Origin of the sequence: Fulvimarina thalattae (assembly GCF_040239565.1) — a bacterium.
Classification (GTDB): Bacteria; Pseudomonadota; Alphaproteobacteria; order Rhizobiales; family Rhizobiaceae; genus Fulvimarina.
The window spans coordinates 1-23766 of sequence record NZ_JBEHWS010000003.1; the positions used below are offsets into that span (position 1 = coordinate 1).

The 23766-nt window shown below is 61.8% G+C and carries 20 protein-coding genes, 1 tRNA gene and 1 riboswitch; of the genes, 12 read left to right on the forward strand and 9 right to left on the reverse strand.

Going from position 1 to position 23766, the window contains the following annotated elements:
• Nucleotides 1-254 precede the first annotated feature (254 nt).
• A complete protein-coding gene (locus ABRA89_RS04810) occupies nucleotides 255-1199 on the forward strand; it encodes a glutaminase (RefSeq protein WP_349940322.1) in 945 nt (314 codons plus the stop codon).
• A 75-nt stretch (nucleotides 1200-1274) separates the two neighbouring features.
• Here ABRA89_RS04810 and ABRA89_RS04815 read toward each other — a convergent pair whose 3' ends face one another.
• Together ABRA89_RS04815 and ABRA89_RS04820 are read right to left on the reverse strand one after the other, a co-directional pair.
• Entirely contained in the window at nucleotides 1275-1712 is a 438-nt protein-coding gene (locus tag ABRA89_RS04815; protein ID WP_349940323.1) for a hypothetical protein, read from the reverse strand.
• Nucleotides 1713-1870: 158 nt separating this feature from the next.
• Entirely contained in the window at nucleotides 1871-2554 is a 684-nt protein-coding gene (locus ABRA89_RS04820) for a DUF502 domain-containing protein (RefSeq protein WP_349940324.1), read from the reverse strand.
• A 258-nt stretch (nucleotides 2555-2812) separates the two neighbouring features.
• Here ABRA89_RS04820 and ABRA89_RS04825 point away from each other — a divergent pair, with 258 nt between their 5' ends.
• Nucleotides 2813-5026 carry a xanthine dehydrogenase family protein molybdopterin-binding subunit gene (locus ABRA89_RS04825; protein ID WP_349940325.1) on the forward strand — a complete coding sequence of 738 codons (2214 nt, stop codon included), beginning with the start codon at nucleotides 2813-2815 and terminating at the stop codon, nucleotides 5024-5026.
• 78 nt (nucleotides 5027-5104) lie between these two features.
• Here ABRA89_RS04825 and cysK read toward each other — a convergent pair whose 3' ends face one another.
• Nucleotides 5105-6133 carry a cysteine synthase A gene (gene cysK / locus ABRA89_RS04830; protein ID WP_349940326.1) on the reverse strand — a complete coding sequence of 343 codons (1029 nt, stop codon included), beginning with the start codon at nucleotides 6131-6133 and terminating at the stop codon, nucleotides 5105-5107.
• 288 nt (nucleotides 6134-6421) lie between these two features.
• On the opposite strand from cysK, the gene ABRA89_RS04835 reads away from it, so the two are divergent.
• Nucleotides 6422-7225 (forward strand): GGDEF domain-containing protein, encoded by an 804-nt coding sequence (locus ABRA89_RS04835; protein ID WP_349940327.1) that lies wholly within the window; start codon nucleotides 6422-6424, stop codon nucleotides 7223-7225.
• Between the two features lie 19 nt (nucleotides 7226-7244).
• On the opposite strand, the gene dut is transcribed toward ABRA89_RS04835, so the two are convergent.
• The 4 genes from dut to ubiE all read right to left on the reverse strand — a co-directional run bounded on the left by dut (nucleotide 7245) and on the right by ubiE (nucleotide 11429).
• Nucleotides 7245-7691, reverse strand: a complete 447-nt coding sequence (gene dut / locus ABRA89_RS04840; protein WP_349940328.1) for a dUTP diphosphatase — start codon at nucleotides 7689-7691, stop codon at nucleotides 7245-7247.
• Complete coding sequence (coaBC, locus tag ABRA89_RS04845; protein WP_349940329.1) at nucleotides 7688-8908, reverse strand: bifunctional phosphopantothenoylcysteine decarboxylase/phosphopantothenate--cysteine ligase CoaBC; 1221 nt, start codon at nucleotides 8906-8908, stop codon at nucleotides 7688-7690. Before coaBC ends, dut begins: the two co-directional genes overlap by 4 nt.
• 107 nt (nucleotides 8909-9015) lie before the next feature.
• Nucleotides 9016-10605, reverse strand: a complete 1590-nt coding sequence (ubiB, locus tag ABRA89_RS04850) for a 2-polyprenylphenol 6-hydroxylase (RefSeq protein ID WP_349940330.1) — start codon at nucleotides 10603-10605, stop codon at nucleotides 9016-9018.
• A 44-nt stretch (nucleotides 10606-10649) separates the two neighbouring features.
• Entirely contained in the window at nucleotides 10650-11429 is a 780-nt protein-coding gene (gene ubiE / locus ABRA89_RS04855; RefSeq protein ID WP_349940331.1) for a bifunctional demethylmenaquinone methyltransferase/2-methoxy-6-polyprenyl-1,4-benzoquinol methylase UbiE, read from the reverse strand.
• Between the two features lie 157 nt (nucleotides 11430-11586).
• Between ubiE and mutM the strand changes: the two genes are divergently transcribed.
• The 3 genes from mutM (at nucleotide 11587) to ABRA89_RS04870 (ending at nucleotide 13623) form a co-directional block, all read left to right on the forward strand.
• The gene (gene mutM / locus ABRA89_RS04860) at nucleotides 11587-12480 is read left to right on the forward strand and encodes a bifunctional DNA-formamidopyrimidine glycosylase/DNA-(apurinic or apyrimidinic site) lyase (protein ID WP_349940332.1); all 894 of its coding nucleotides are present in this window, start codon (nucleotides 11587-11589) and stop codon (nucleotides 12478-12480) included.
• Between the two features lie 130 nt (nucleotides 12481-12610).
• A complete protein-coding gene (locus ABRA89_RS04865) occupies nucleotides 12611-13384 on the forward strand; it encodes an enoyl-CoA hydratase (RefSeq protein ID WP_349940333.1) in 774 nt (257 codons plus the stop codon).
• 163 nt (nucleotides 13385-13547) lie between these two features.
• A tRNA-Ala gene (locus ABRA89_RS04870) sits at nucleotides 13548-13623 on the forward strand.
• Nucleotides 13624-13692: 69 nt separating this feature from the next.
• Here the strand turns inward: ABRA89_RS04870 and ABRA89_RS04875 are convergent.
• Together ABRA89_RS04875 and ABRA89_RS04880 are read right to left on the reverse strand one after the other, a co-directional pair.
• The gene (locus tag ABRA89_RS04875; protein ID WP_349940334.1) at nucleotides 13693-14613 is read right to left on the reverse strand and encodes a mechanosensitive ion channel family protein; all 921 of its coding nucleotides are present in this window, start codon (nucleotides 14611-14613) and stop codon (nucleotides 13693-13695) included.
• 154 nt (nucleotides 14614-14767) lie between these two features.
• A complete protein-coding gene (locus ABRA89_RS04880; RefSeq protein ID WP_349940335.1) occupies nucleotides 14768-17194 on the reverse strand; it encodes an EAL domain-containing protein in 2427 nt (808 codons plus the stop codon).
• 344 nt (nucleotides 17195-17538) lie between these two features.
• Here ABRA89_RS04880 and ABRA89_RS04885 point away from each other — a divergent pair, with 344 nt between their 5' ends.
• The 6 genes from ABRA89_RS04885 to ABRA89_RS04910 all read left to right on the forward strand — a co-directional run bounded on the left by ABRA89_RS04885 (nucleotide 17539) and on the right by ABRA89_RS04910 (nucleotide 23716).
• A complete protein-coding gene (locus ABRA89_RS04885; RefSeq protein WP_349940336.1) occupies nucleotides 17539-19374 on the forward strand; it encodes an ABC transporter ATP-binding protein in 1836 nt (611 codons plus the stop codon).
• 43 nt (nucleotides 19375-19417) lie between these two features.
• On the forward strand, nucleotides 19418-20233 hold the full coding sequence (dapB, locus tag ABRA89_RS04890; protein WP_349940337.1) for a 4-hydroxy-tetrahydrodipicolinate reductase: 816 nt from the start codon (nucleotides 19418-19420) through the stop codon (nucleotides 20231-20233).
• A gap of 43 nt (nucleotides 20234-20276) precedes the next feature.
• Nucleotides 20277-20897, forward strand: coding sequence for a 2,3-bisphosphoglycerate-dependent phosphoglycerate mutase (locus ABRA89_RS04895; RefSeq protein ID WP_349940338.1), 621 nt, complete (start codon nucleotides 20277-20279; stop codon nucleotides 20895-20897).
• A 6-nt stretch (nucleotides 20898-20903) separates the two neighbouring features.
• Nucleotides 20904-21407 carry a GNAT family N-acetyltransferase gene (locus tag ABRA89_RS04900; protein ID WP_349940339.1) on the forward strand — a complete coding sequence of 168 codons (504 nt, stop codon included), beginning with the start codon at nucleotides 20904-20906 and terminating at the stop codon, nucleotides 21405-21407.
• 160 nt (nucleotides 21408-21567) lie between these two features.
• Nucleotides 21568-21657: riboswitch (glycine riboswitch) on the forward strand.
• A 154-nt stretch (nucleotides 21658-21811) separates the two neighbouring features.
• Entirely contained in the window at nucleotides 21812-23065 is a 1254-nt protein-coding gene (locus tag ABRA89_RS04905) for a D-amino acid dehydrogenase (protein ID WP_349940599.1), read from the forward strand.
• Between the two features lie 102 nt (nucleotides 23066-23167).
• Nucleotides 23168-23716 carry a formaldehyde-activating enzyme gene (locus tag ABRA89_RS04910; protein ID WP_349940340.1) on the forward strand — a complete coding sequence of 183 codons (549 nt, stop codon included), beginning with the start codon at nucleotides 23168-23170 and terminating at the stop codon, nucleotides 23714-23716.
• Nucleotides 23717-23766 lie beyond the last annotated feature (50 nt).

Sequence of the window (23766 nt, forward strand, 5' to 3'; positions counted from 1 at the left end):
AACGTTCTTCGCGATATCAAGACCGATCGTGGTAACCTCAGGCACGGACGCCTCCTTCGAGTGATGTTCAACACCCTCACTCTGGCACATCGATGCCGCCGGGGGCGTCCACCCCATCACCCAATGCGGACTTTGCGGAGAATTATCCCCTTCCCTTTCCAACCTCCAGCATTCGCAACTTGCCGAGCTCTATCAAGCATCGCATAGCCGGAATGCGCCGATGCTGAGGCGGCGCCTGGAAGCGAGATCATGCCATGTCCCACGGAACCCTCGACACCGTCGTCGCCGAGATCGCTGCCGAGATGCGCGAACGGCCGGATCGGGGGAAGGTGGCGAGTTATATCCCCGAGCTCGGCCGGGTCGATCCGCATCAGTTCGCGATTACGGTCGTAACGCAGGATGGGCACGTTGCCTGCGGTGGCGATTGCGACGTGCCGTTCTCGATCCAGAGCGTCTCGAAGGTTTTCACGCTTACGCTGGCGCTTGGCCTTGCCGGGGACAGGCTGTGGAACCGGGTCGGGCGCGAGCCTTCGGGCTCGGCGTTCAACTCCATCGTCCAGCTGGAGCATGAGCGGGGCATTCCGCGCAATCCGTTCATCAATGCTGGCGCGATCGTGGTGACGGACCACGTGCTTGCCGGCCACCAGCCCCGTGAGGCGATCGGTGAGATCCTGCGTTTCATGCAGTTCCTGGCCGACGACGACTCGATCTACATCGATCACGACGTCGCCGCATCCGAAGAAGCGCATGGCTACAACAACCGGGCGCTCGCCAATTTCATGAAGGGCTTCGGCAATCTCGACAATCCCGTCGAGTATACGCTCGGTGTCTATTTCCACCATTGCGCGATCGCGATGACCTGCCGCCAGCTGGCGACCGCCGGTCGTTTCCTTGCAAACAACGGCAAGCGGCCGGAGACCGGCTATTCCGTCGTCACGATGGAACGGGCCCGGCGCATCAACGCGATCATGCTCACCTGCGGCCATTACGACGGGTCGGGAGAATTTGCCTACCGCGTCGGCTTGCCCGGAAAGAGCGGTGTGGGTGGCGCGATCCTGGCGGTTGTGCCGGGCCGCGCCTCGATATGCGTCTGGTCGCCGGGTCTCGATGCGACGGGCAACTCACATCTCGGAAGGATCGCGCTGGAAAAGCTCACGACACGCCTCGGCTGGACAGTCTTCGGCGCCGAGGCCTGGTGATCGCTTCGAGCCAAGAGACGCCGTCGGCCGGATGCTTCATGCGAATTCGACGCCCCCTCCCTGATCGCGATCAGCTTATTTCTGAACGTACCAGTAGAGCGAGCACATCTCTTCGTCGACGTTTTTGGGCGGCGCTTCGCCGCTATAGGTCGTCATGATGATGCCGGGCTGAGCCCCGCCGCTATCGGCCCATGTCGCGATGTAGGTCACGTCCTGACCGCAGAGATCGTTGCCCGAGGCAAAGACGGGATTCGATGGCGAGGCTAGCGTGTAGATCGTCGCAGGCATTTCCTCACCGTTGTATATGACCGGCTGCTCGACGCTTTCGGAGAATTGAAGCACCGTGCCGTCCTCGAAGGTCATCCCGGCGTCCGTCAGCGACATGTCGCCGGTAATACCCATCGCCGTAGTGCTGGCGGCCTCATACTCCGTTGCAAACGCCTGCGAAGCCGCGCAGACGCCGCCGATTGCCAGACAGATGCCGGCGAAATGCAAACTCTTCCAATTGGTCATGATCGGGCTCCGAAGGCAGAGAACGGGACGATCATCACACCACTCTCGACATCCGTAAAGCACCGCTATGCCAGCGCCCGCGACATCACATCGATTTGACAGCAATCCGACAGGCCGAGGCACCACGGACCGGCGACGTGCAAAGCGAGGGCGGAACGTTACTCGGCCGCTTCCTTGCGCTCATGATCGGCGATCACCCGCTCGGCCTGGGCCTGCGTCATCGGCGACTCCTTGTCATCGCCCGTCACGAGACCGGCGGAGACAACGAGCTTCAAAGCCTGCTCGATGCTCATCTTCAGTACGCGCACGTCCTCCTTCGGAACAAACATCAGAAAGCCGGAGGTCGGGTTCGGAGTCGGCGGCATGAAGACGGCGAGCATCTCCTCGCCCTGATCAGAGAGGACATGCGCCACCTCCCCCTTCGCGGTTGTCGCAATGAGGACGACGGCCCAGACGCCCTTTCGTGGATATTCGATCAGGCCCGCCGTCTTGAACGACGAAGAGCGGTCCGCAAGCACCGTCTCGAAGATTTGCTTGAGCGCCGTATAGACCGTACGCACCAGCGGCATGCGGCCGAGGGCCGTCTCGCCCCATTTCACGATCGTCCGGCCGATGAAGTTCGCCGTCAGGAAGCCGATCACTGTGATGATGATAAGCGCGACGATGAGCCCGAAGCCGGGAATGGCGAACGGCAAATAGGAGTCCGGCAGGAAGCGCGTCGGGATATACGGCTTCACCCAAGAATCGGTCCATTGCATGAAGGACCAGGTGATCCAGGCCGTGATCGCCAAGGGCGCACAGACGATGAACCCCGTCAGGAAATAATTGCGCAAACGCGCCATGTATCGATGCCCCGTTTCTGCCTGTTGGCAGGCCGCACGCGAATGGTTCTGGTCTTGTGTGCAGTGCCATAAGCATCGTGTTCGTCGAAGGAATTTGCAAGCGTTTCAATTCATCTCGACGCATGATTGGCAGGCAGCTTCACCTTCGCGAGAACGGTTCTAGCATGGCGATGGTTGCCGCCCCAGATCAGACCCGCGCGCCCTGACGTCGTTATGTGCGGGTCGGCGACAGGCATTTTCCCAAAAAAGGAGTCTCCCATGGCGGAGTGGACGATGGACAGGCCGGTCGGGGAAACACGGCTGGAGCGATCGGTGCAGGGACTTCTCGGCGAGCCGATCGACCGGATCGAGGGAAAATCCAAGGTAACTGGCGCAACGCCGTACGCGCTCGACCAGCAGATCGAGGGCAAGCTCGCCTACGGCTACGTGATCACAGCAATGACAGGGCATGGCCGGGTCACAGGCTTCGACGCCGAGGCAGCAAGAGCGATGCCGGGCGTGATCGACGTCATCCTCGACGACGATCGGATCGTCCGGGAATCCGGCGGATTCTTCGACGGCTGGATGATAAAAGGCAATGACGAAGTCGATCACTATGGCCAGGCGCTCGGGGTCGTCGTGGCTGAAAGCTTCGAACAGGCCCGCGCGGCGGCGAACGCTGTCGTAATTCGGCTGGAGGAGACTGACGGGCGCTACGACGCTGATTTACTCGCAGATGAAGCCGAATCCGTTCCGGCCGGAGGTCGGCTGCCGGATGTCTCGGTGGGCGATCTCGACGCAGCCATGGCCGATGCGGCGCACACGACGGATGCTATCTATTCGACGCCGTCCATGGTGCATGCGGCAATGGAGCCGCATGCCGCCATTGCCGAATGGAAGGATGATGAGCTGACGGTTCACACCGCCTCGCAGATTCTCTCCGCTGCACGTCAGCTGCTGGCGAAGACGCTTGGCATCGATGTCGCGAAGGTGCGGATCAGAGCGCCCTATGTGGGCGGGGGCTTCGGCGGGAAAGCAGCCGTCGGCGTCGAGGGCGTTCTTGCGGCGATAGCCGCCGAACGCATTGGTCGGCCTGTGAAGATCGCGATCACGCGGCGCCAGCTGTTCCACCTCGTCTACCGCCGGTCCGAAACGCGCCAGCGCATCCGCCTCGCCTGCGACGCATCCGGCAAGTTGACGGGCATCGGGCAGGATTCAATCGTCAGCCAGCGCTCCAGGCGTTCGAGTTTCGAGCCCGTCGCGCTCGGTTCGATGGCGCTTTACGCCGGTGCCAACCGGCGCTTCACGACCAAACTCCTCACCCTCGATCTGCCGGAGACCGGCCCGGTGCGGGCGCCCGGCGAAGCGGTCGGCATGCTGGGCCTCGAATGCGCCATCGACGAACTCGCCGAGAAAGCCGGAATTGATCCGGTCGAATTCCGCAAGATCAACGAACCGGAGCGCGATCTCTCACGCAACCGCCCATTCAGCGCGCGTGCGCTCGTGGCCTGTCTCGACGAAGGCGCGGAACGCTTCGGCTGGTATAAAAGTCGCGCAAAACCAGCAAGCGAACGCGACGGCTCCTGGCTCATCGGCCGGGGCGTCGCCTCCTCGATCCGTGTCAATCTTCTCGCAAAGGCGACCGCCAATCTGAGGATTGAGCGCGACGGCCGCGTCGTGATCGAGAACGACATGACCGATATCGGCACTGGGAGCTATACGATCCTTGCCCAGATAGCCGGCGAGATGCTTGGTATGCCGATGAGCGCGATCGACGTACGGCTCGGCGATACGCGCTTTCCGGTCGCTTTCGGCTCGGGCGGTTCCATGGGGGCGGCTAGCGCCGGCTCGGCCGTCGCGCTGGCTGCAGAAGACGCTGTCGTCGAAATCGCGCGTCGCATGGGCGTCGATCCGAACGACCTCACGCTGAAGGATGGGTACGCCATCGCCGCCAACAATCGGGTCGCCATCGCCGATCTCGTCGGCAACACGCCAATCGAAACTTCCGGCACGATCACGCCGGGATCGATGAGCCAGGAATTCGATCAGGCAGCCTACGGCGCGCATTTTGTCGAGGTGGGCGTCGACACGGTGACGGGCGAGACGCGGGTGCGAAAGGTGACCAGCGTCGTTGCAGCGGGCCGTATCCTCAACGCAAAAACCGCCCGGTCTCAGGCGATCGGCGGAATCATATGGGGCATCGGCAACGCACTGATGGAAAACGCCGTGACCGACACCCGCACCGGCCAGTTCGTCAACAATGATCTTGCGGAATATCACGTGCCGGTGCACGCCGACATTCCGCATCTCGACGTCGCCTTCCTGCCCGAGGTGGACGACAAGACCAATCCGCTGAAGATCAAGGGGATCGGCGAATTGGGGATCAGCGGGATGGGAGCGGCCGTCAACAACGCGATCTACAACGCGACCGGAATCCGCGTCCGCGAATTCCCGATCACGCTGGACAAGCTGGTGGATCGCCTGCCTGCCTGATCAAAGACCTAAAACGCAAAAGCCGGCGCCGGGATGGGACCGGCAGCCGCTATTGCATGTTCAAGCTTTGGAGCAAGCTCAGATCGAAGGCGCGCCCCTGCGCGGCTCGGTCGGCTCATCCTCCTCCATCAGGCCTTCGAAGAGCGGCGTCGAGAGATAGCGCTCGGCGAAGGACGGGATGATGATGACGATGTTCTTTCCGGCCATTTCTTCGCGCTGGCCAACCTTGACGGCGGCGACGAGCGCTGAACCCGACGAGATGCCGACAGGGACGCCTTCGAGACGTGCGATAAGCCGCGACATTTCGAAAGATTCTTCGTTCGAGACCGTGACGACCTCATCGTAGACGCCCTGATCGAGGATCTGCGGTGCAAAGCCGGCGCCGATGCCCTGTAGCTTGTGCGGACCGGGCTGGCCGCCGGACAGAACGGGCGACGCCTCGGGCTCGACCGCGACGACATGAACATCCGGCTTCCGGCTCTTCAAAACCTGGCCGACGCCCGTGATCGTGCCACCCGTTCCGATGCCTGCGACGAGCACATCGACATCGCCGCCGGTGTCATTCCAGATTTCCTCGGCCGTCGTCACACGGTGAATCTGCGGATTGGCCGGGTTCTCGAACTGCTGCGGGATAACCGCATTCGGGATTTCCTGAACGAGTTCGCCGGCCCGGGCGATCGCGCCCTTCATGCCCTTGGCGCCTTCGGTCAACACCAGCTGGGCACCAAGCAGACGCAGCATCTTGCGGCGCTCGACGGACATGGTCTCCGGCATGGTCAGGATCAGGTTGTAGCCTTTGGCGGCAGCGGCGAAGGCCAGCGCAATGCCCGTATTGCCCGAAGTCGGCTCGACCAGCGTCGTCTTGCCCGGCTCGATCGTGCCATCAGCTTCGAGCTTTTCCAGCATTGCGACGCCGATACGGTCCTTCACGGAGGCAATCGGGTTGAAGAACTCGAGCTTGGCGAGGAGGTTGGCCTTCACGCCCTTCTCCGTCGCAAGCTTCTGAAGACGGACCAGCGGGGTATCGCCGATCGTATCGACGATCGAATCGTAGATCTTCCCGCGCCCGTGTGTGCGTGCGCTCTGGTTCTGACTGATCTCGTCCATATCCGTTTCTCCCGTGCTTGTTCCGTGGTCGCCCACATTCAGAGGCCCTGCGACGGGCCACATGTTCGGTTCATTGTAGATGAAGATAGGAACGGTCCGAAACGTCTTTGAGGAAGAACAAACCAATGGCGACAGCTCGGGTAGAAAACTTGTGCTGTCAGCAAAGGACCCTTCTCACATGTTCGTGAGACCTAAAGCGCCGATACATACAATGCGGCACAGTATTTTCAGCGAGGCTTAAAAGCAGGCGATGATGATGCGACCGTCGTCCCTTGCGAGGTCTGCCACATGCCGGTTCAGCCCCCACTTCTGCGATCGATCATCTCCGAGTGCCTAATCCTCTTCGGATCGACGGCAATACTGTCGGCGGTATCCGTTTCAGCCTTCTTTGATGATTTTCCGGCGGCCGCCTTCATGCGCGTCGTCGTCTTCGCGGTTGTGCTGTCGCTCGTCGTCGGAGCCGTCCATATCGGGCATATTCTGGTCAGAACGAGCATTCTGGAAACCCAGCGGCAGGACTGGAAGAACCGCGCCATGCGGGATCGCCTCACCGGCCTTCTCAATCGTCAGGGCTTCAAGAGCGCCTGGGGCGAGAAGATGCTGACGATGCGCGATGATCCCCGTACAGGGATGATGCTGCTCATTCTGGATGCCGACCACTTCAAACGCATCAACGACCGCTTCGGCCATCCGATTGGCGATCACGCCTTGAAAGCGATCGCGCGAACGACGGCTGGATCGCTGCGTGCGAACGATATCTGCGGCCGTCTGGGCGGCGAAGAATTCGTTGTCGCCGTTCATGGCATAACCCAACAGCAGGGACACGCGATCGCAGAGCGCATTAGAAGCAGGGTGTCGCGACTTACGATCGGCTCCAACGGCAAGCAGGCTCGACTGACGGTCAGTATCGGAGGCGCCTTCTCGACGTCGAGCACGAGTTTCGAAGCGCTCTACAAGACCGCTGACGAGAATTGCTACAAGTCAAAGAATGGCGGCCGGAACCGTGTGACCTACACGACCGTGGTTTCCGGAGAGAAACTCGGGCATTTTAGAGACTATCAGCCCGCGGCCCGCCTACCCGCCACGGTCTGAGAGCCGCTGAGGGCAAAACTCAGACGCCGGTCGATCCGAACCCACCCTCTCCGCGAACCGTGGCGTCGAGATCGTCAACTTCAGAGAAGCCGGCTTGGGTAACAGGCGCTATGGCGGCCTGCGCGATCCTGTCCCCCCGCCGAATCGAAAACGGTTCGCTCCCCAGATTGATCAGGATCACCTTCACTTCACCCCGGTAATCACTGTCGATCGTGCCCGGCGTATTCAGGACGGTCACGCCGTGACGGGCCGCAAGACCGGAGCGCGGCCGGATCTGCATCTCGAAGCCCGACGGAACCGCGAATGCGAACCCGCTTGGGACGACTGTCCGTTCGCCGGGTTCAAGCTTGAGATCAGCCTCGATCGCGGCCCTGATATCGCAGCCTGCCGCACCATCGCTTTCATAGCGCGGCGGCTCGATGCCGGATCCATGAGGAAGTCGTTTGAAAGCTAGGTTCACCGTCAAAGCTCTCCTTCTCCGGCAAGCTTATCGGCAACCCAGGTCGCCAGACGGGTCGCGACGTCTTCCTTTGTCATTTTCGGCCAGTCCTCGACGCCTGCTTCGGTGATCAGATGAATGGTGTTGTCGGCTCCGCCCATCACGCCACCACTCGCCGAAACGTCGTTGGCGAGAATGGCGTCGGCACCCTTCTTCGTCAGTTTGGTTTGCGCGTTTCGCAGAAGGTCGTTCGTTTCAGCCGCAAAGCCAATGACGAGCCGGGGCCGCCCGTCCGAGTGCCCGATGGTCGCAAGAATATCCGGGTTTTCCGCGAAGGAGATCGTCGGCGCACCGCTGCCGTCCTTCTTGATCTTGGTGTCCCCCGGCGTCGCTGCCCGCCAATCGGCGACGGCCGCGACGAAGATCGCAGCATCGGACGGCAAGGCGCTCTCGACCGCCTCCAGCATTTCACGCGCAGTCTCGACTCTGACAACGCGGACGCCAGCCGGATCGGCAATGGTGACCGGTCCTGAAATGAGCGCGACCTCGGCACCAAGTTTCGCAAGCGCTCCCGCAATCGCGTGGCCCTGCCGGCCAGAAGAACGGTTGGCGATGTAACGCACAGGATCGATCGGCTCATGAGTCGGCCCCGAGGTCACAATGATTCGCTTGCCGAGAAGCGGTTGCGGCCTATCGGCGAAAACCGCTTCGACCGCCGCGACGATCTCCAGAGGTTCGGCCATCCGCCCGAGCCCGGCCTCGCCGCTTTCAGCCATCTCACCCGAATTCGGCCCGACGAAACATATATCGTCCTGCTTGAGCATCTCGAAGTTCCTGCGCGTGGCAGGGTTGTTCCACATCGCCGGGTTCATGGCCGGCGCCATCAGGATCGGCGCCCGTGCAGCAAGAAGAATTGCGGTCGCCAGATCGTCAGCTAGCCCGTTCGCGCATTTCGCCATCATGTTCGCTGTCGCGGGCGCGACGAGGACGAGATCATGATCCCGCGCCAGCCGGATATGGCCGACATCATGCTCGTCGTCGCGATCGAAGAGGTCGCTGTAGACCTTCAAAGCCGACAGCGCGCCGACCGATAATGGCGTCACGAATTCACTCGCCGCCTCCGTCATTACGGGCGTTACGGAGGCACCGCGCTCACGCAGCCGGCGGATGAGATCGAGAACCTTATAGGCTGCGATCCCGCCGCCGATGATCAATAGGATACGCTTTTCAGCGAGGCTTTTCATGACTTAACCGGATCGATGACTCGCACTGGGGACAACTCTGAGATTGCCGTTCGCATAACCAGAATGGAAGCGCTTACGGCTCCTGGTCTTGCAAGGTGGTGAATACCTTACCCTCCGAACACGAAAGACAATGCGATCACCGCCAGTGAAATCGCGATGATCCACTGGGCAAGCCGGCCGGAGAGGATGGACGCCCGTTTCTCGGTTGCGAGATCCTTCAGCGTGTCGTCGTTGAGGCGCACGCCGTTCTCGATCAGGTCCGGAAGCTGTTTCGACAACACGCCCAGCCCCTCCGCGAGATCGGGGACCCTTCGCAGGAGATGAAGCATCGCCTCGACGCCGTCTCGGGCCTCGCGCAGTTTCGCGGCAGGGCCGAGTTCGTGAAGGATATAGTCTGAGACGACCGGCTCGGCCGCCGCCCACATGTTGAACTTCGGGTCGAAGGTCCGCGCGACGCCCTCGACCACGACCATCGTCTTCTGGAGAAGCACGAGCTCGGGCCGCGCCTTCATCTCGAAGAGCTCCGTCACCTCGAAGAGCAGTGACAGGAGATGGCCCATCGAGATCGTCTCGGCCGGCTGGCCGTAGATCGGCTCGCCGATCGCCCGCAAGGCCTGTGCAAAGCTCGCGACATCCTGCGTGCGCGGCACATAACCCGCCTCGAAGTGAAGCTCTGCGACGCGCCGGTAGTCGCGATTGATGAAGCCGTAGAGAATTTCGGCGAGGAAACGCTTTGATTCGTCGGACAACCGACCGACGATACCCATGTCGACAGCTACGATCCCGCCATCGGGACCGATGAAGAGGTTTCCCTGATGCATGTCGGCGTGGAAGAAGCCGTCGCGCATGGCGTGACGGAGGAACGACTGGACGACATTGACGGCGAGCCCCTTCGGATCATGGCCGGCTTCGATGATCGCCGCGACATTGCTCATCTTGATGCCGTCGATCCATTCCATGGTGACGACGTCGCGACCTGTGCGCTCCCAGTCGATCGACGGCACCCGAAATCCAGTATCGCCGGCGATGTTTTCTGCCATTTCGGATGCCGCAGCCGCCTCCAGCCGCAAATCCATTTCGATCCGAGTCGTCTGTGTCAGCGTCTCGACGACGGCGACCGGCCTGAGCCGACGGGCCGAAGGAAAGAACCGCTCCAGAAAGCGCGCGATGAAGGCGAAAGCGTCGAGTTCGCGGCGGAACTGGGAACGCACTTGGGGCCGGATCACCTTGACGGCGGCGAAGCGCTCCAAACCGTCCTGACCGACGATGCGTGCTTTATAGACCTGCGCAATGGACGCTGCGCCGACGACATCACCGAGATCGGCGAACAGCTCGTCGATCGGCCGCCCGAGTGTGACCTCGATCTCTTTTATAGCTTGCTCTGTCGGGAACGGTGGCACCTTGTCCTGAAGCGCACCGAGTTCACCAGCGATATTGGCGCCCACGATATCCGGCCGCGTCGCCAAAAACTGGCCCAACTTCACATAAGACGGCCCGAGCCGGTTGAGTGCCCGAGAAAGCCGGTCGGAACGCTCGCGGCCCGCCGCACTGCGACGCTCGATCAGCCGGGCGACCTTGTAGCCGAAGAGTGCGGACGGCGGCATACCCTCGACCGGCAAAGTGCCGACGACGCCCTCACGCGCCATCACGAAGGCGGCGCGGGCAAGGGCGAACGTGCCTCGAATGGGATTAGCCACGGATGCTCAGCCTTGGTTTGCGACTCGGTCGGACGTCTGGGTGCTCAAATCTTCCAGCCCGAATGGAGCGCGGCGATCCCGCCTGTGAGATTGCGATAGGTCACGCGCTCGAAACCGGCCTTGCGGATCAGGCCAGCGAAATTTTCCTGATTGGGGAAGCGGCGGATCGATTCGACGAGATACTCATATGACTCGCGATCATTCGCCACCCGCTGACCAATCGCAGGTATGCCCTTGAACGACCAGGTTTCGTAGAGCGCATCAAGCCCCGGCACGTCGACTTCGGAAAATTCGAGGCAGAGGAAGCGCCCGCCCGGCTTTAACACGCGATAAGCCTCGGCCAGCGCCTTGTCGATGCGCGGAACGTTCCGAATGCCGAAGGCGATCGTGTAGGCATCGAACTGGCTGTCCGGCAGGCCGAGATCCTCCGCATTGGCCTCAACGAAGCGCAGATTGTCGGAAATGCCCTTCCGCGCCGCCCGTTCGGCGCCGACGCCGAGCATCGACGCGTTGATGTCGAGCACCGTGCCCTCGGCGCGCCGGCCGGTCCGCTCCACGATCCGAAAAGCGACATCACCCGTACCCCCAGCCACGTCCAGAAAACGCCAGCCGGCCCGGTGCGGCGGGGCGAGCCATGAGACCATCACATCTTTCCAGGCCCGATGGAGGCCGCCGGACATCAGATCGTTCATTAGGTCGTAGCGCTTGGCCACCCGATGGAAGACGTCGTTAACCCGCGACTGCTTCTCCTCGCGGCCCGAAACCGTGGAATAGCCGTAGCTCGTCTCCATTCCGTCGGCATCTGTCGCTCGGCTGTCGGACATGGCATCAACCCTGAACATTTGATCGCACCGCCTCGAATGGCGATATCGGTGGGACAAGTCAAAGAGGGCCGATCGCCGCAATGCGGCTCTGGCCTCCATTCTGAATATGATCGGCGCGGATTCGATCCGAGCTTCGCTGTGTGGGACTTATACGCATATGCCCGAATTGCCAGAGGTGGAGACGGTCCGCCGCGGCCTTCAACCGGTCATGGAAGGCGCAAGAGTTACAAAACTCCTTCTCGCCCGTCCCGATCTCCGGTTTCCCCTCCCCGACCGGTTCGCCGAACGGATCGAAGACGCGGTGATCGCCAGCCTTTCGCGACGGGCGAAATATCTGATCGCCGAGACCACCGAGGGTCTGCTCCTCGCGATGCATCTCGGCATGTCCGGCTCCTTTCGGATCGAGACGAAGGGCGAAGAGATCGTACCCGGCGCATTCGTTCATCCGCGCTCGGAAGACCGGCTGCACGACCATGTCCGCTTCGACCTCAAACGCGAGGACGGCTCGACTCCCTCGGTCGTCTTCAACGATCCGCGCCGTTTCGGCTACATGACCCTGATCGAAGCCGGCCAACTCGAAGCACACCCGCATTTCCGCAATCTCGGCCTCGAACCCACCGGCAACGCGCTGACAGGCGAGGCGCTGGCGCCGTTCTTCGCCGGCCGTCAAACGCCGCTGAAGGCAGCCCTTCTCGACCAAAAGGCGATCGCTGGCCTCGGCAATATTTATGTCTGCGAGGCACTCTGGCGCTCCCGCCTCAGCCCGAGGCGGCTCGCCGGCTCGATCGTCCGCAAGAACGGGAAACCGACGGAGCGCCTGAACGACCTCGCAGGCCATATCCGGGAAACCATCGCAGATGCTATCGAGGCCGGCGGCTCGACCCTCCGCGATTACCGAAAGGCGGACGGCGACCTCGGCTATTTCCAGCACTCGTTCAAGGTCTATGGCCGCGAGCACGAACCCTGCCGGCGCGAGGGCTGCCGCGGGACGATCAAGCGCATCGTGCAATCGGGCAGGTCCACCTTCTTCTGCCCGGAATGCCAGCGCTAGACGAAGGCACGCCAAAGCTCATTTGCCTGTCCCCAGCATTCAGGCGCATGCCTGTTGCATCGCACGCGGCTTCCTCCCTTAATGCGCGCCGACGAAAGGCTCACCGCCTTCAGAAGGGACAATCATTCGAATGGCTTACGAAACCATCAAATCGGAGACGCGCGGCCGCGTCGGGCTGATCACGCTCAATCGGCCGAAGGCGATGAACGCGCTCAGCCAGCAGATGATGCGCGAAATCTGCCAGGCGGCCGAAGACTTCGATACCGACGGCAAGGTCGGTGCGATCGTTCTGACCGGCACGGAGAAGGCGTTTGCGGCAGGCGCCGACGTGAAGGAGATGGAGACCTACGAATATTCCGAGGCCTATCTGCACGATCTCTGGTCGGGTTGGGACCGGCTTGCCCGCATCCGCAAGCCGCTGATCGCGGCCGTCGGTGGTTATGCGCTCGGCGGCGGCTGCGAGGTCGTCGCCATGTGCGACATCGTGCTTGCGGCGGAAAACGCCAAGTTCGGCCAGCCGGAAATCACCCTTGGCATCCTGCCGGGCATGGGCGGCACCCAGCGTCTCGCGCGTTCCATCGGCAAGGCGAAGACGATGGATCTCGTCCTCACCGGCCGGATGATGGACGCTAAGGAAGCCGAAGCCTGCGGGCTCGTCTCACGCATCGTCCAGACGACGAACCTTCTCGAAGATGCCCTGAAGATCGGCGAGAAGATCGCCGACTTCTCCCTGCCGGCAGTCATGGCCGCTAAGGAAGCGGTGGTCGAGGCGTTCGAGACGCCGCTCCAATCCGGCCTCAAGCACGAACGTCGGCTCTTCCATGCCTCCTTCGCCACGGAAGACCAGAAGGAGGGCATGGCGGCTTTCGTCCAGAAACGCAGCGCTCAATTCAAGAACAGGTAGGATCGAGCTGAAGATGGCGCTCGGTCCACAAAAACGGCCTTCTCCTGCCTTGGCACGTCCCCATGAGACCAGCGTCCGGCGGCCGACGGAATTCGGTCGCCCGCCCGCCCAACCCGTTGACAGATCGGCCCCTCGCAACGTAAATCGCGCTCGCAAGGTGGATGGGGCTGTAGCTCAGTTGGGAGAGCGCGTCGTTCGCAATGACGAGGTCAGCGGTTCGATCCCGCTCAGCTCCACCAAATCTCTCAGAAAATGCGCAATACTGGCCTCGGCTTTGGCGTTAGGGTCCGCTGCGTTTTGGCTGCCTATCAGGCCGCCTCGCGCTTCTGGCCCGCCGCGTTCGGCTTGAGGCGGCTCGCGACGTCCGACCACAGGCGTTCACCCGCCTCGTCTTTCGAGGTGACGCCGGATTTCGCGCCGATCTTCAGAGCATCGAAGACCTCGGTCGTGATGGCGTTCTGGAATTGAGCCGTGTCTTTGACGAGGCAGTAGATCGAAACCTGAAACTGCATCTTTCCGATCTCGCTCGTTCCCACGAAAACCGTCGTGTCAGGCCCGGAAATCTCCGCGCCCGCCTTGCGTGACGCAAACTGATGAAACCGCGCGGCAAGTTCGCGGTCCGGCTCCAGCACCTTGCGGGATACATCCGCGATCAGCCGCGCAGTCTCGGTCGCCGGAACAGGACTCTCCATGGTCAACAAAAAGCGGTGCGGCGCGTAATGGCGCGGTTGCGCCTCGACCTTCACCGGACCCGATAAAAGCACTGAATTCGGCAACATCACCGTTCGGCCCGTGCCGGAAAAGCCGAAATGATGGGGCGGAAGCTCCATGATCGTCGTCGAGAACAGGCCATGGTCCACGACTTCGCCGTGGATGCCGTTGATCTCGATGCGATCGCCGACCTTGAAGAGATGACCGCCGAAGCGCAGCACCGAGCCGGCGACGCACATGATCAGCTCTTTCGTCGCAACGACGAGGGCGACGAGAACCGCAGTCAGCGACAAAAGCGCATTCTGGATTTCTGCAAGCCAGATGCCGAGAAGGGCAACCGCGATCACCGCATTGGTGACGGCGCGAACGGTGAACCGGCGGCGCCGCGCAACGAAGGGATCGTCGCTTTGGGCCGCCAGCCGTTCTATGGCAAACCGCAAGCAGAGACAGACGCCGAGAACGCAGATGCTCCAGCCTATGTTGTCGGCAGCGCTGGACGGAATGAAAAAGTCCGGCATCGACCCAAAACGCCTCTGGTAAAATTAAGCGACGGCATATCCTGCAATGGCCCAGACCCGCTGGGTCCGGCCGGCCGCCTGATCCAATCAGTTAGACTTTTATGCTTTTCGAAGCGTTAAGACGGACGTTGCAATCGCGAAACCGTGACCGCCATCAGGCGGCCTCGGCCTCGGAGGTCTGGTCGAGATCGCTGCTCCAGCGCCGTGTGATATCTGAGATGACGAGCGGCATCTCCTCGGCGGGCACCGGGCGCGAGAAGAAGAAGCCCTGCATCTCGCGGCAGCCTTCCGCGAAGAGGATGTCCATCTGCTCGCGCGTCTCGATGCCTTCGGCCAGCACGTTCATGTCGAGCGCGCGAGACAGCCCCATCACCGAGCGCACGATGGCGATGTTCTCGGGCCGCGAAAGGTCGCGAACGAAGGACTGGTCGATCTTGATCTTGTCGAATGGGAACCGTGACAGATAGCCCAGCGAGGAATAGCCGGTTCCGAAATCGTCCATGGAGATCGTCAGACCCCGCCTGCGGAACGCCTTGAGCGTAGAAAGGATATCTTCGCTCTCGTCGATGAACAGGGATTCTGTCACTTCGATCTGAACGCGACGCGGATCGATTCGGCTTGCCTTGAGCACGGCGTCGATGTCGTTGATCAGCGTCGGGCTCTTGAACTGGACCGGCGAGAAGTTCACCGAGATCGTCATGTTCGATTCCCAGCTCGCTGCTTCACGGCAAGCGGTCTGCAGACACCAGATGCCAATCTCCTCGATCAATCCGGTCTCTTCCGCGAGAGGGATGAAGACGCCCGGCGAAATCATGCCCTTTTCCGGATGGCGCCATCTCAGCAGAGCCTCGAAACCGCTGACGACCTTGCGTCCGGCATCGATAAAGGGCTGATAGAAGAGTTCGAGCTCTTCGTTCTGGAGCGCCTTGCGGAGATCGTCTTCCATCTCTCGGCGAACATGCTGGCGGTCGCGCATCTGCTGGTCGAAGATACGGTAGGTCGGCCGGCCGGCCGTCTTGGCCTCGTTGAGAGCCAGATCGCAGTTCTGCAGGAGAATGTCCGCACTCGTACCGGCTTCCCGTTCGGCCTTGGTAATTCCCGTAATGCCGACGCTGGGAGAAGCCAGCACACGTCGACCTTCGACTTCGAAGGGGTCGGCGAAACTCGCCATGATGCTCTCGGCGAAATTCGTGAGCCAGTCCGCGTCCTTCGTCGCGGTGACGAGGATACCGAATTCGTCACCGCCAAGACGCGATACGACCGCACGCGGTCCGCAGGCAGCCACAAGCCGATCGCCGACCATAGCCAGCACACCGTCGCCGATCGGGTGGCCATAGGTGTCGTTGATCGCCTTGAAATTGCGCAGATCGAGGACGAGCAGCGCGCAGTTCTCGCGGCGCTTGGAAAGGATCGCCTCGATCTCGTCGCCGAAACGGCGCCGGTTCGGCAGATCGGTCAGCGCGTCGTGAGCAGCGAGATGCTCCAGCTGTTCGGAGATGCGCTGGCGTTCCGTGATGTCCTCGAAGGTGATCAGAAGGCCGCGGCCCGCAAGCCCGCGACGCTTCACCTCCATGACCTCGCCACGCTCAGTCTCCGTGTTCATGACGGAGGTCTCGTTGCGCGGAAGGGGCGCCGAAAGGCGCGGATCCTTCAGGAACTTGTTGGCCGGAGTGCCGACCTCATGCTCGCCGAAATAGTAAGTGAAAACCTCATTCCAGACGAGAAGCTTCTTGTCCCCGTCGAGCATGCACAGCGCCTGCGTCATGTTGTTGAGCGCGGCGGCCATCTGGTCCTGCTTGGCTTCCAGCTGGTTTGCGAGGTTGTCCGTCTTGTTGGACATCGCCTCGGTCATCGCCTCGCATCTCTGCTGGATATCCGACAGGCTGCGCAGAACCTCTTTCACCTCTCTCGGGCCTTGGATGCTCACTGGCTCGGACCACGCGCCCGAAGCAAGGCGCGTCGCGGTATTCGAGGCCCGGCGGAAAGCTGCTCGAATGGAGCGTGAGGTGAAGACGACGTAGCCGACCAAAGCGACCAGGATCGTGGAGAGCGCGATCAGCGTCATCCAATAGCCAGTCTCCACCTTGCGGTCGATCTCGTTGCGATAGGCCGAAAGATCGTGACGCTCGCTCTGGAGGGCGGTGTTGATGGCGTGGGAAATATTGCTCAGTTCCGCCCGCGCGGCACGATGCGAAATATCACCTCCACTCGCCGAAAGAACGCTCAACGGATAACGAATTTCCGAAATTGCACGAACAGTCGGTTCGGAAAGCGGGGCAGAAAGGACAGCGCTCAGTTCGTTTTTGATGCGTTCGATCGCATTGCGGAACTCGATCTTCTCAAGCTCCGTCATCGTCGGCGTCTCTCGACGCACATCGAAAAGACCACTCAGTCTTGCATTGAGGGAGTCGACCCTGCCTCGGGCCTTGTGCAAGCGATCGAGCGACACGGCCGCACCATCGTGTAGCTTGGCAGCAATTCCGAGTGCCGAAGATTGATTGTGAAGTGAGAAAAGAGCGAAGGCGCAGATGAGGATCGCGAAAGTCAGACCGCCGAACAGGAGCCGCATAGCTATCGACATCGCTCCCCCCTTTAGCGCCCGTTCGCTTGCTTGCATTAGCCCCGCCGCTCGCGAGGTCTTGATGGAGAAACTAAAGAAGCGAGGTTACTGAACCGTTAGGAAAAAAGCCGACTGCAACCTAAAGGGCCGATTCCCGCACGCCAATATTGTCCGAGCCATCTCAGTCCTGACACTGCCTGAAAAGCGAAGAGTTCACGGGTGAAAATAAGGTATTTGCCGTGCATTCGATGCGGTGCAGGAATATCGCGGTAAAGCGGAGAATCGTCTCGCGTGACGAGTTTTCCCGCCCGAGACCATGATTTGGCGTAGGCACACGGCGGTTCGACTACTATAGCTCAGCCGACATGACAGAGAAAAAGACTCAAACTCCGCGCGTCAAGCGGCCCAAGCTGCGCCTCAAGGAGGCTGAGGATCGCGGCGTGATGCTGCACCTCCTCAAGCGCATGTTCGCCGAAAACGGCCACCGATTCGTTCGTCAGTATTCGCTCGCGATCACCTGTCTCGTCCTCGTGGCGGCGACCACGGCCTTCCTCGCCTGGGTGATGCGCGATGTGATCGACGAAATCTTCGTCCTCAGCAACCGAGCCGCCATCGTCTCGCTGCCGGTCATCGTGTTTCTCACATTCGTCGTGCGCGGTCTCGCGACCTACGGTCAGGGCGTGATCCTTGCGCGAATCGGCAATAATATCGTCGCACGCTACCAGCGGCGGCTGTTCGAGAAGTTGACTGAGCTGTCGGTCGATTTCTTCACGGACAACCGATCCGCCCAGCTCGCCGCAAGGATCAACCAGAACGTCTCGGGCATCCGCGAGACGCTGAACCTAACGATCACCTCCCTCGCCCGCGATCTCCTGAGTCTCGTCTTCCTCGTCGGCGTCATGATCTATCAGGACCCGCTGCTGTCCGGCATCGCGCTCCTCGCGGCACCGCCTATCGCGATCATGATCGCGAGCCTCGCCCGCAAGCTGCGCGTGGCCACCCGCGAGGTGATCGACGTGAATTCGCGGGTGCTTGCTTCCATGCAGGAGGCTGCCCAGGGTATCACGGTGCTCAAGGCCTTCACGATGGAAGAGCCGCTGAAGCAGCGGCTCGAAACCCTCGTGACGACGGCCGAACAGCGCTCCAACCGCATCGCCTCGATAACCGAACGCACGACGCCGGTGACCGAGATCGTCGCCGGTCTCGCGATCGCCGGCGTCATCGCCTATTCGGGCTATCGCGCGATCGTCTACGGCTATTCGCCGGGCGCGATGTTCGCCTTCATCACCGCGCTGCTGCTTGCCTACGATCCGGCCCGACGCCTCGCCCGGCTCCAGGTGCAGCTCGAACGGGCGATGGTGAACGCCTCGATGATCTATGAGATCCTCGATATCGAGCCACGCCAGGCTGACGCGCCCCATGCGCGTCCGCTGAATATCGAGGCCGGCGAAATCGCCTTCAATGACGTCACCTTCGGCTATCACGCTGGCGAGCCGGTTCTGAAGCACGTGAATTTCGTCGCAGCGGCCGGGAAGACGACAGCCCTTATCGGCGCTTCCGGCGGCGGCAAGTCGACCATCATCAGCCTGATCCAGCGCTTCTACGACGTCGGGACGGGCGAGATCACCGTCGACGGGATCGATATCCGAAATGTCACGAAGAAGTCGCTACGCGGCCAGATCGCGTATGTCCCGCAGGCGCCGTATCTGTTCGACGGAACGATCCGCGACAATATCCGGCTGGGCCGGCCCGATGCGACCGACGCCGAGATCGAGCACGCAGCGCAGGAAGCCCAGGCCGAGGAATTCATCCTGCGCCAGCCGCTCGGCTACGACACGCCCCTCGGTGAGAACGGCGTGACCCTATCCGGTGGCCAGCGCCAGCGGCTTTCGATCGCGCGGGCGCTCGTACGGAACGCGCCCATTCTGCTTCTCGACGAGGCAACGAGCGCGCTCGATACACGCTCTGAGACGCTCGTTCAGGAAGCGCTGGAAAACGCCATGAAGGACCGCACGACGATCGTCGTGGCGCACCGGCTCTCGACCATCGTCAATGCCGACCAGATCCTCGTCGTCGACGGCGGGGAGATCGTCGAGGGCGGCACCCATGACGAACTTGTCGACAAGCCCAAAGGCCTCTATGCCAGATTCTACGCGCTTCAGACGCGGCGGCATGGCGATGAGGTGATGTCCCTCGCCTGAAGTTTTAAGGCAATGACGAAGAACAAATCCCAGGGATCGAGGCATGGCTGAGACACGCATCGCGGTGTTCGGAGCGGCCGGACGTATGGGCCGCACCATCATCAGGATCGTTTCCGAGATGGAGGGAGCTTCCCTCGTCTCGGCGCTCGAATCGGCGAGTTCCTCCTCTCTTGGCGACGATGCCGGGAGCCTTGCCGGCCTGAAGCGGGCGGGCGTCGCTGTCACGTCAGATATCGCGAGCGCGCTGGAACGCGCCGATGCCGTGATCGATTTTTCCGCACCAGCCGCCAGCGCCATGCTTTCTGAAGCTGCGGCGAAGGCAGGCTGCGCCCATATCATCGGAACCACGGGATTTTCCGCCGATCACGAGGACCGGATCGCGAAATCTGCCGAAGCGACGGCGATTGTGAAGTCGGGCAATATGAGCCTCGGCGTCAATCTGCTCGCCGGCCTCGTCGAGCAGGCGGCCCGCGCCCTGCCCCGAAATCTCTTCGACATCGAAGTCCTGGAAATGCACCACAAGCACAAGGTGGACGCGCCGTCCGGCACCGCCCTCCTCCTTGGCGAGGCCGCCGCCACGGGTCGCGATATCGAGCTCTCCGACAACAGCGTGCGCGTTCGCGACGGCCAGACAGGCCCGCGCGAGACCGGCACTATCGGCTTTGCGACGCTTCGCGGTGGCTCGGTGGTCGGTGAGCATTCCGTCATCTTCGCAGGCGAAGGCGAGCGGATCGAACTCTCCCATCAGGCTGGCGACCGTGAGATCTTCGCACGCGGTGCGGTATCGGCGGCGATCTGGACAAAGGGCCGTAAGCCGGGTCTCTATTCCATGCGCGACGTTCTCGGCCTCACCAGCTGACCTCTCAACCCACATCGATCTTCAAAGAAGGATAGTGCAGGACATGTCGGGCACCCTGGTCCTCGTCCGCCACGGACAGAGCGAATGGAACAAACAGAACCTCTTCACCGGCTGGAAAGATCCGGATCTGACTGAGCAGGGCGTGGAGGAAGCGAAAGCGGGCGGTCAGCGCCTGAAGGCGGCAGGCTACACCTTCGATCTCGGCTTCACCTCAAAGCTCGGCCGCGCCCAGCGGACGATGAAGCTGATCCTCGAGGAGATCGGCCAGAGCGATCTCGACGTTACAGAAAACCTCGCCCTCAACGAGCGCGACTATGGCGACCTCGCAGGTCTCAACAAGGACAACGCCCGCCAGAAGTGGGGCGACGAGCAGGTTCACCAGTGGCGCCGGTCCTACGACGTGCCGCCGCCAAACGGCGAGAGCCTGAAGGACACCGGCGCGCGGGTCTGGCCGTATTATCTCCACGACATCCAGCCCTCGGTCCTGCGTGGCAACACGGTGATCGTCTCGGCCCACGGCAACAGCCTCCGCGCACTCGTGATGGCACTCGAGGGCATGACGCCGGAGGAGATCCTGCAATACGAGATCGCGACCGGAGTGCCGATCGTCTACAAGCTCAACGCGGACTCAACGATCTCCGAGAAAACCGTCCTCAAGGCCTGACGCCAAATGAGCGAAAGGGCCGAAACGCCTGTCATTCGCGCCGCTTCGGAAAGCGACGCGAACAAGATCTGGCGCATCATCGAGCCGATTATCAGTGAGGGCGAAACCTACGCCCTCGACCGCCAGATGAGCCGACCCGACGCCCTCGCCTATTGGTGCGGGGCCGACCGATCGACCTTCGTCGCCGAAAGCGGCGGCGTAGTGCTCGGAACCTATTACCTGAAGCGCAATCAGGCTGGCGGCGGCTCGTATGTCGCCAATTGCGGGTACGCCGTCGCGAGCGAGGCACGCGGACGCGGCATTGCGCGGGCGATGGCGGAGCATTCACTTCAAGAGGCTCGGAAGCGCTGCTTTCGCGCGATGCAGTTCAACTTCGTCGTCTCGACCAATACCGGCGCGATCAGACTCTGGCATTCGCTCGGCTTCGAGACGCTCTGCCGGCTGCCCGAGGCCTTCGATCATCCGAAGCAAGGCTTTGTCGACGCGCTCGTCATGTGGCGCGACCTTTAAGCAATACTTGAGCGTCAGAGTTTCTTGGCCACCGAAAAATCGAAGACTTGATACCTCCCAAGTCCCTACATATCAGTGGCTTCACATATGCGGCGCCGCACAATTTCCGGTCCTGAAATCGCTTGATCGCATTTCTCTATCGGCCTATGCTTTTCGAATATCGTCACCGCCGGGAGAGTTCGGCCGCAAGGCCGGCGCCGAAGGAGCAACCGCCCCGGAATCTCTCAGGCCCAGGGACCGGTGGTGGCGCAAATCGTCCGAAGAGTGACCGTCTCGCCGTTGACGGTCCGCCGAAGGAGAAAACCGTCATACCGCGGTGGGCGCGGCGTCGGTGAAGCTCTCAGGCTCATAACGGACGGGGCATAGGGATGGGTCGGACCGAAGTCCGCGCCCCACGCAACGCTATGCAGACCATCGCAGTCATCGGTGCCGGTATCACCGGCATTACCACCGCTTACAAACTCATCCGCCGCGGCTTCGACGTGACCGTCTACGACCGTCACCCCTACGCCGCCATGGAAACCTCCTTTGCCAATGGCGGCCAGCTATCGGCCTCGAACGCCGAAGTCTGGAACAAGCCATCGACCTTTCTGAAAGGTCTGAAATGGATGCTGCGCAAGGATGCGCCGCTTCTCATCCATCCCGCGCCAAGCTGGCACAAGCTCTCCTGGCTCGCCGAGTTCATGCTCGCTGCGCGCAACTACGAAGAAAACACGATCGCGACCACGCGGCTTGCGATCGAGGCCCGGCGCCATCTCCTCGACATGGCATCCGACGAGGGCTTTGCCTTCGACGCCGAAACGCGCGGCATCCTGCACATCTATGAGGATCGCTCCGAGTTCGACGAAGCCAAGCGAGTCAACAAACTCCTGAGCCGCGGCGGGCTGGAGCGGCACGCTGTGTCTCCCGCTGAAATCGCCGCGATCGAGCCGACGATCCATGGACGCTTCATCGGCGGCTTCTATACCGAAAGCGATTTTACCGGCGACATCCACCTCTACACCCGCAACCTTTCCGATGCCTGCGCCAGACGTGGGGCCAGGATGGCCTACGAGCACGCAGTCGAGGGTCTCGAAGCGCTTGCGGCGGGCGGCGTCGCCGTGACTGCGACAGGACCCGACGGCGAGAGCAACCGCCGCGCATTCGACGGCGTCGTCGTCTGCTCGGGTGTCGCGAGCCGACGCTTCGCGGCCCAGCTCGGCGACCGGGTGAACGTCTATCCGGTGAAGGGCTATTCCATCACCGTCCACCTCACCGACGAAGACAGCCGGGCGAGCGCGCCTTATGTCAGCCTCCTCGACGATCATGCGAAGATCGTCACCAGCCGCCTCGGCGCGAACCGGTTCCGGCTGGCGGGAACTGCCGAATTCGCCGGCCTCAACAAGGACATCAAGGAAGCCCGTATTCGCCCTCTCGTCGACTGGTGCCGCAAACGCTTCCCCGGCGTTTCCACCGAAGAGGTCACCCCATGGGCGGGCCTCCGGCCGATGATGCCGAACATGATGCCCCGCGTCGGCTCAGGACGTCGGCCTGGCGTCTTCTACAACACCGGCCACGGCCATCTCGGCTGGACGCTCTCTGCGATCACTGCGGAGATGATCTCCAGAGAGATCGAGACCGCTTCCCGCGCGACCACGAAGAGCAGGATCGCGGCCTGAAGCTCAGAACATCCAGCCACAAAAAACACCGCCACGCGATTGCCGCGCGGCGGTGCGATCTGATACCGCCGCTCCAGGATCAAGACATCAAGTGGAGAACCCATGTCCGATCGTATCATCATGCGCACCGGTGAAGCCCTCGTCGCGGGAGGCCCTCCGGGCACGGCAGCCGAGCCCGAGGTCGTCATCGGCGAACTCGACGGCCCGGTCGGCACCGCGCTCGCCACCCTCACCGGCGATCAGGTCGCCGGCCACAGCCGCGTCTTCGCGCTGCTCAACACCGACATCATGGTGCGTCCGGTCACGCTCTGCACCTCGAAGGTCACCGTCGACAATCCGAAATACACCAACATCCTGATGGGCACGGTGCAGTTCGCCATCGCCAACGGCGTGCTCGATGCCGTGCGCGAAGGGCTTCTGCCGAAGGATCGGGTCAACGATCTCGGCATCATCTGCTCGGTCTGGCTGGCGCCGACCATCGTCGATGTCGAGGACCTCGATCACAAGGTTCTCTTCGACATTCACCGCAAGGGCATGACGAGCGCCATTCGCAAGGCGATGTCGAACGAGCCCTCGATCGACTGGCTGCTCGAGAACCAGGACAAGATCACCCACAAATACTACCAGCAAGGTCTCGACGGTAAGATCTGACCGAACGAACCCGACGCACGAAAAAACGCCGCCCCGAGCCATGCTCCGGG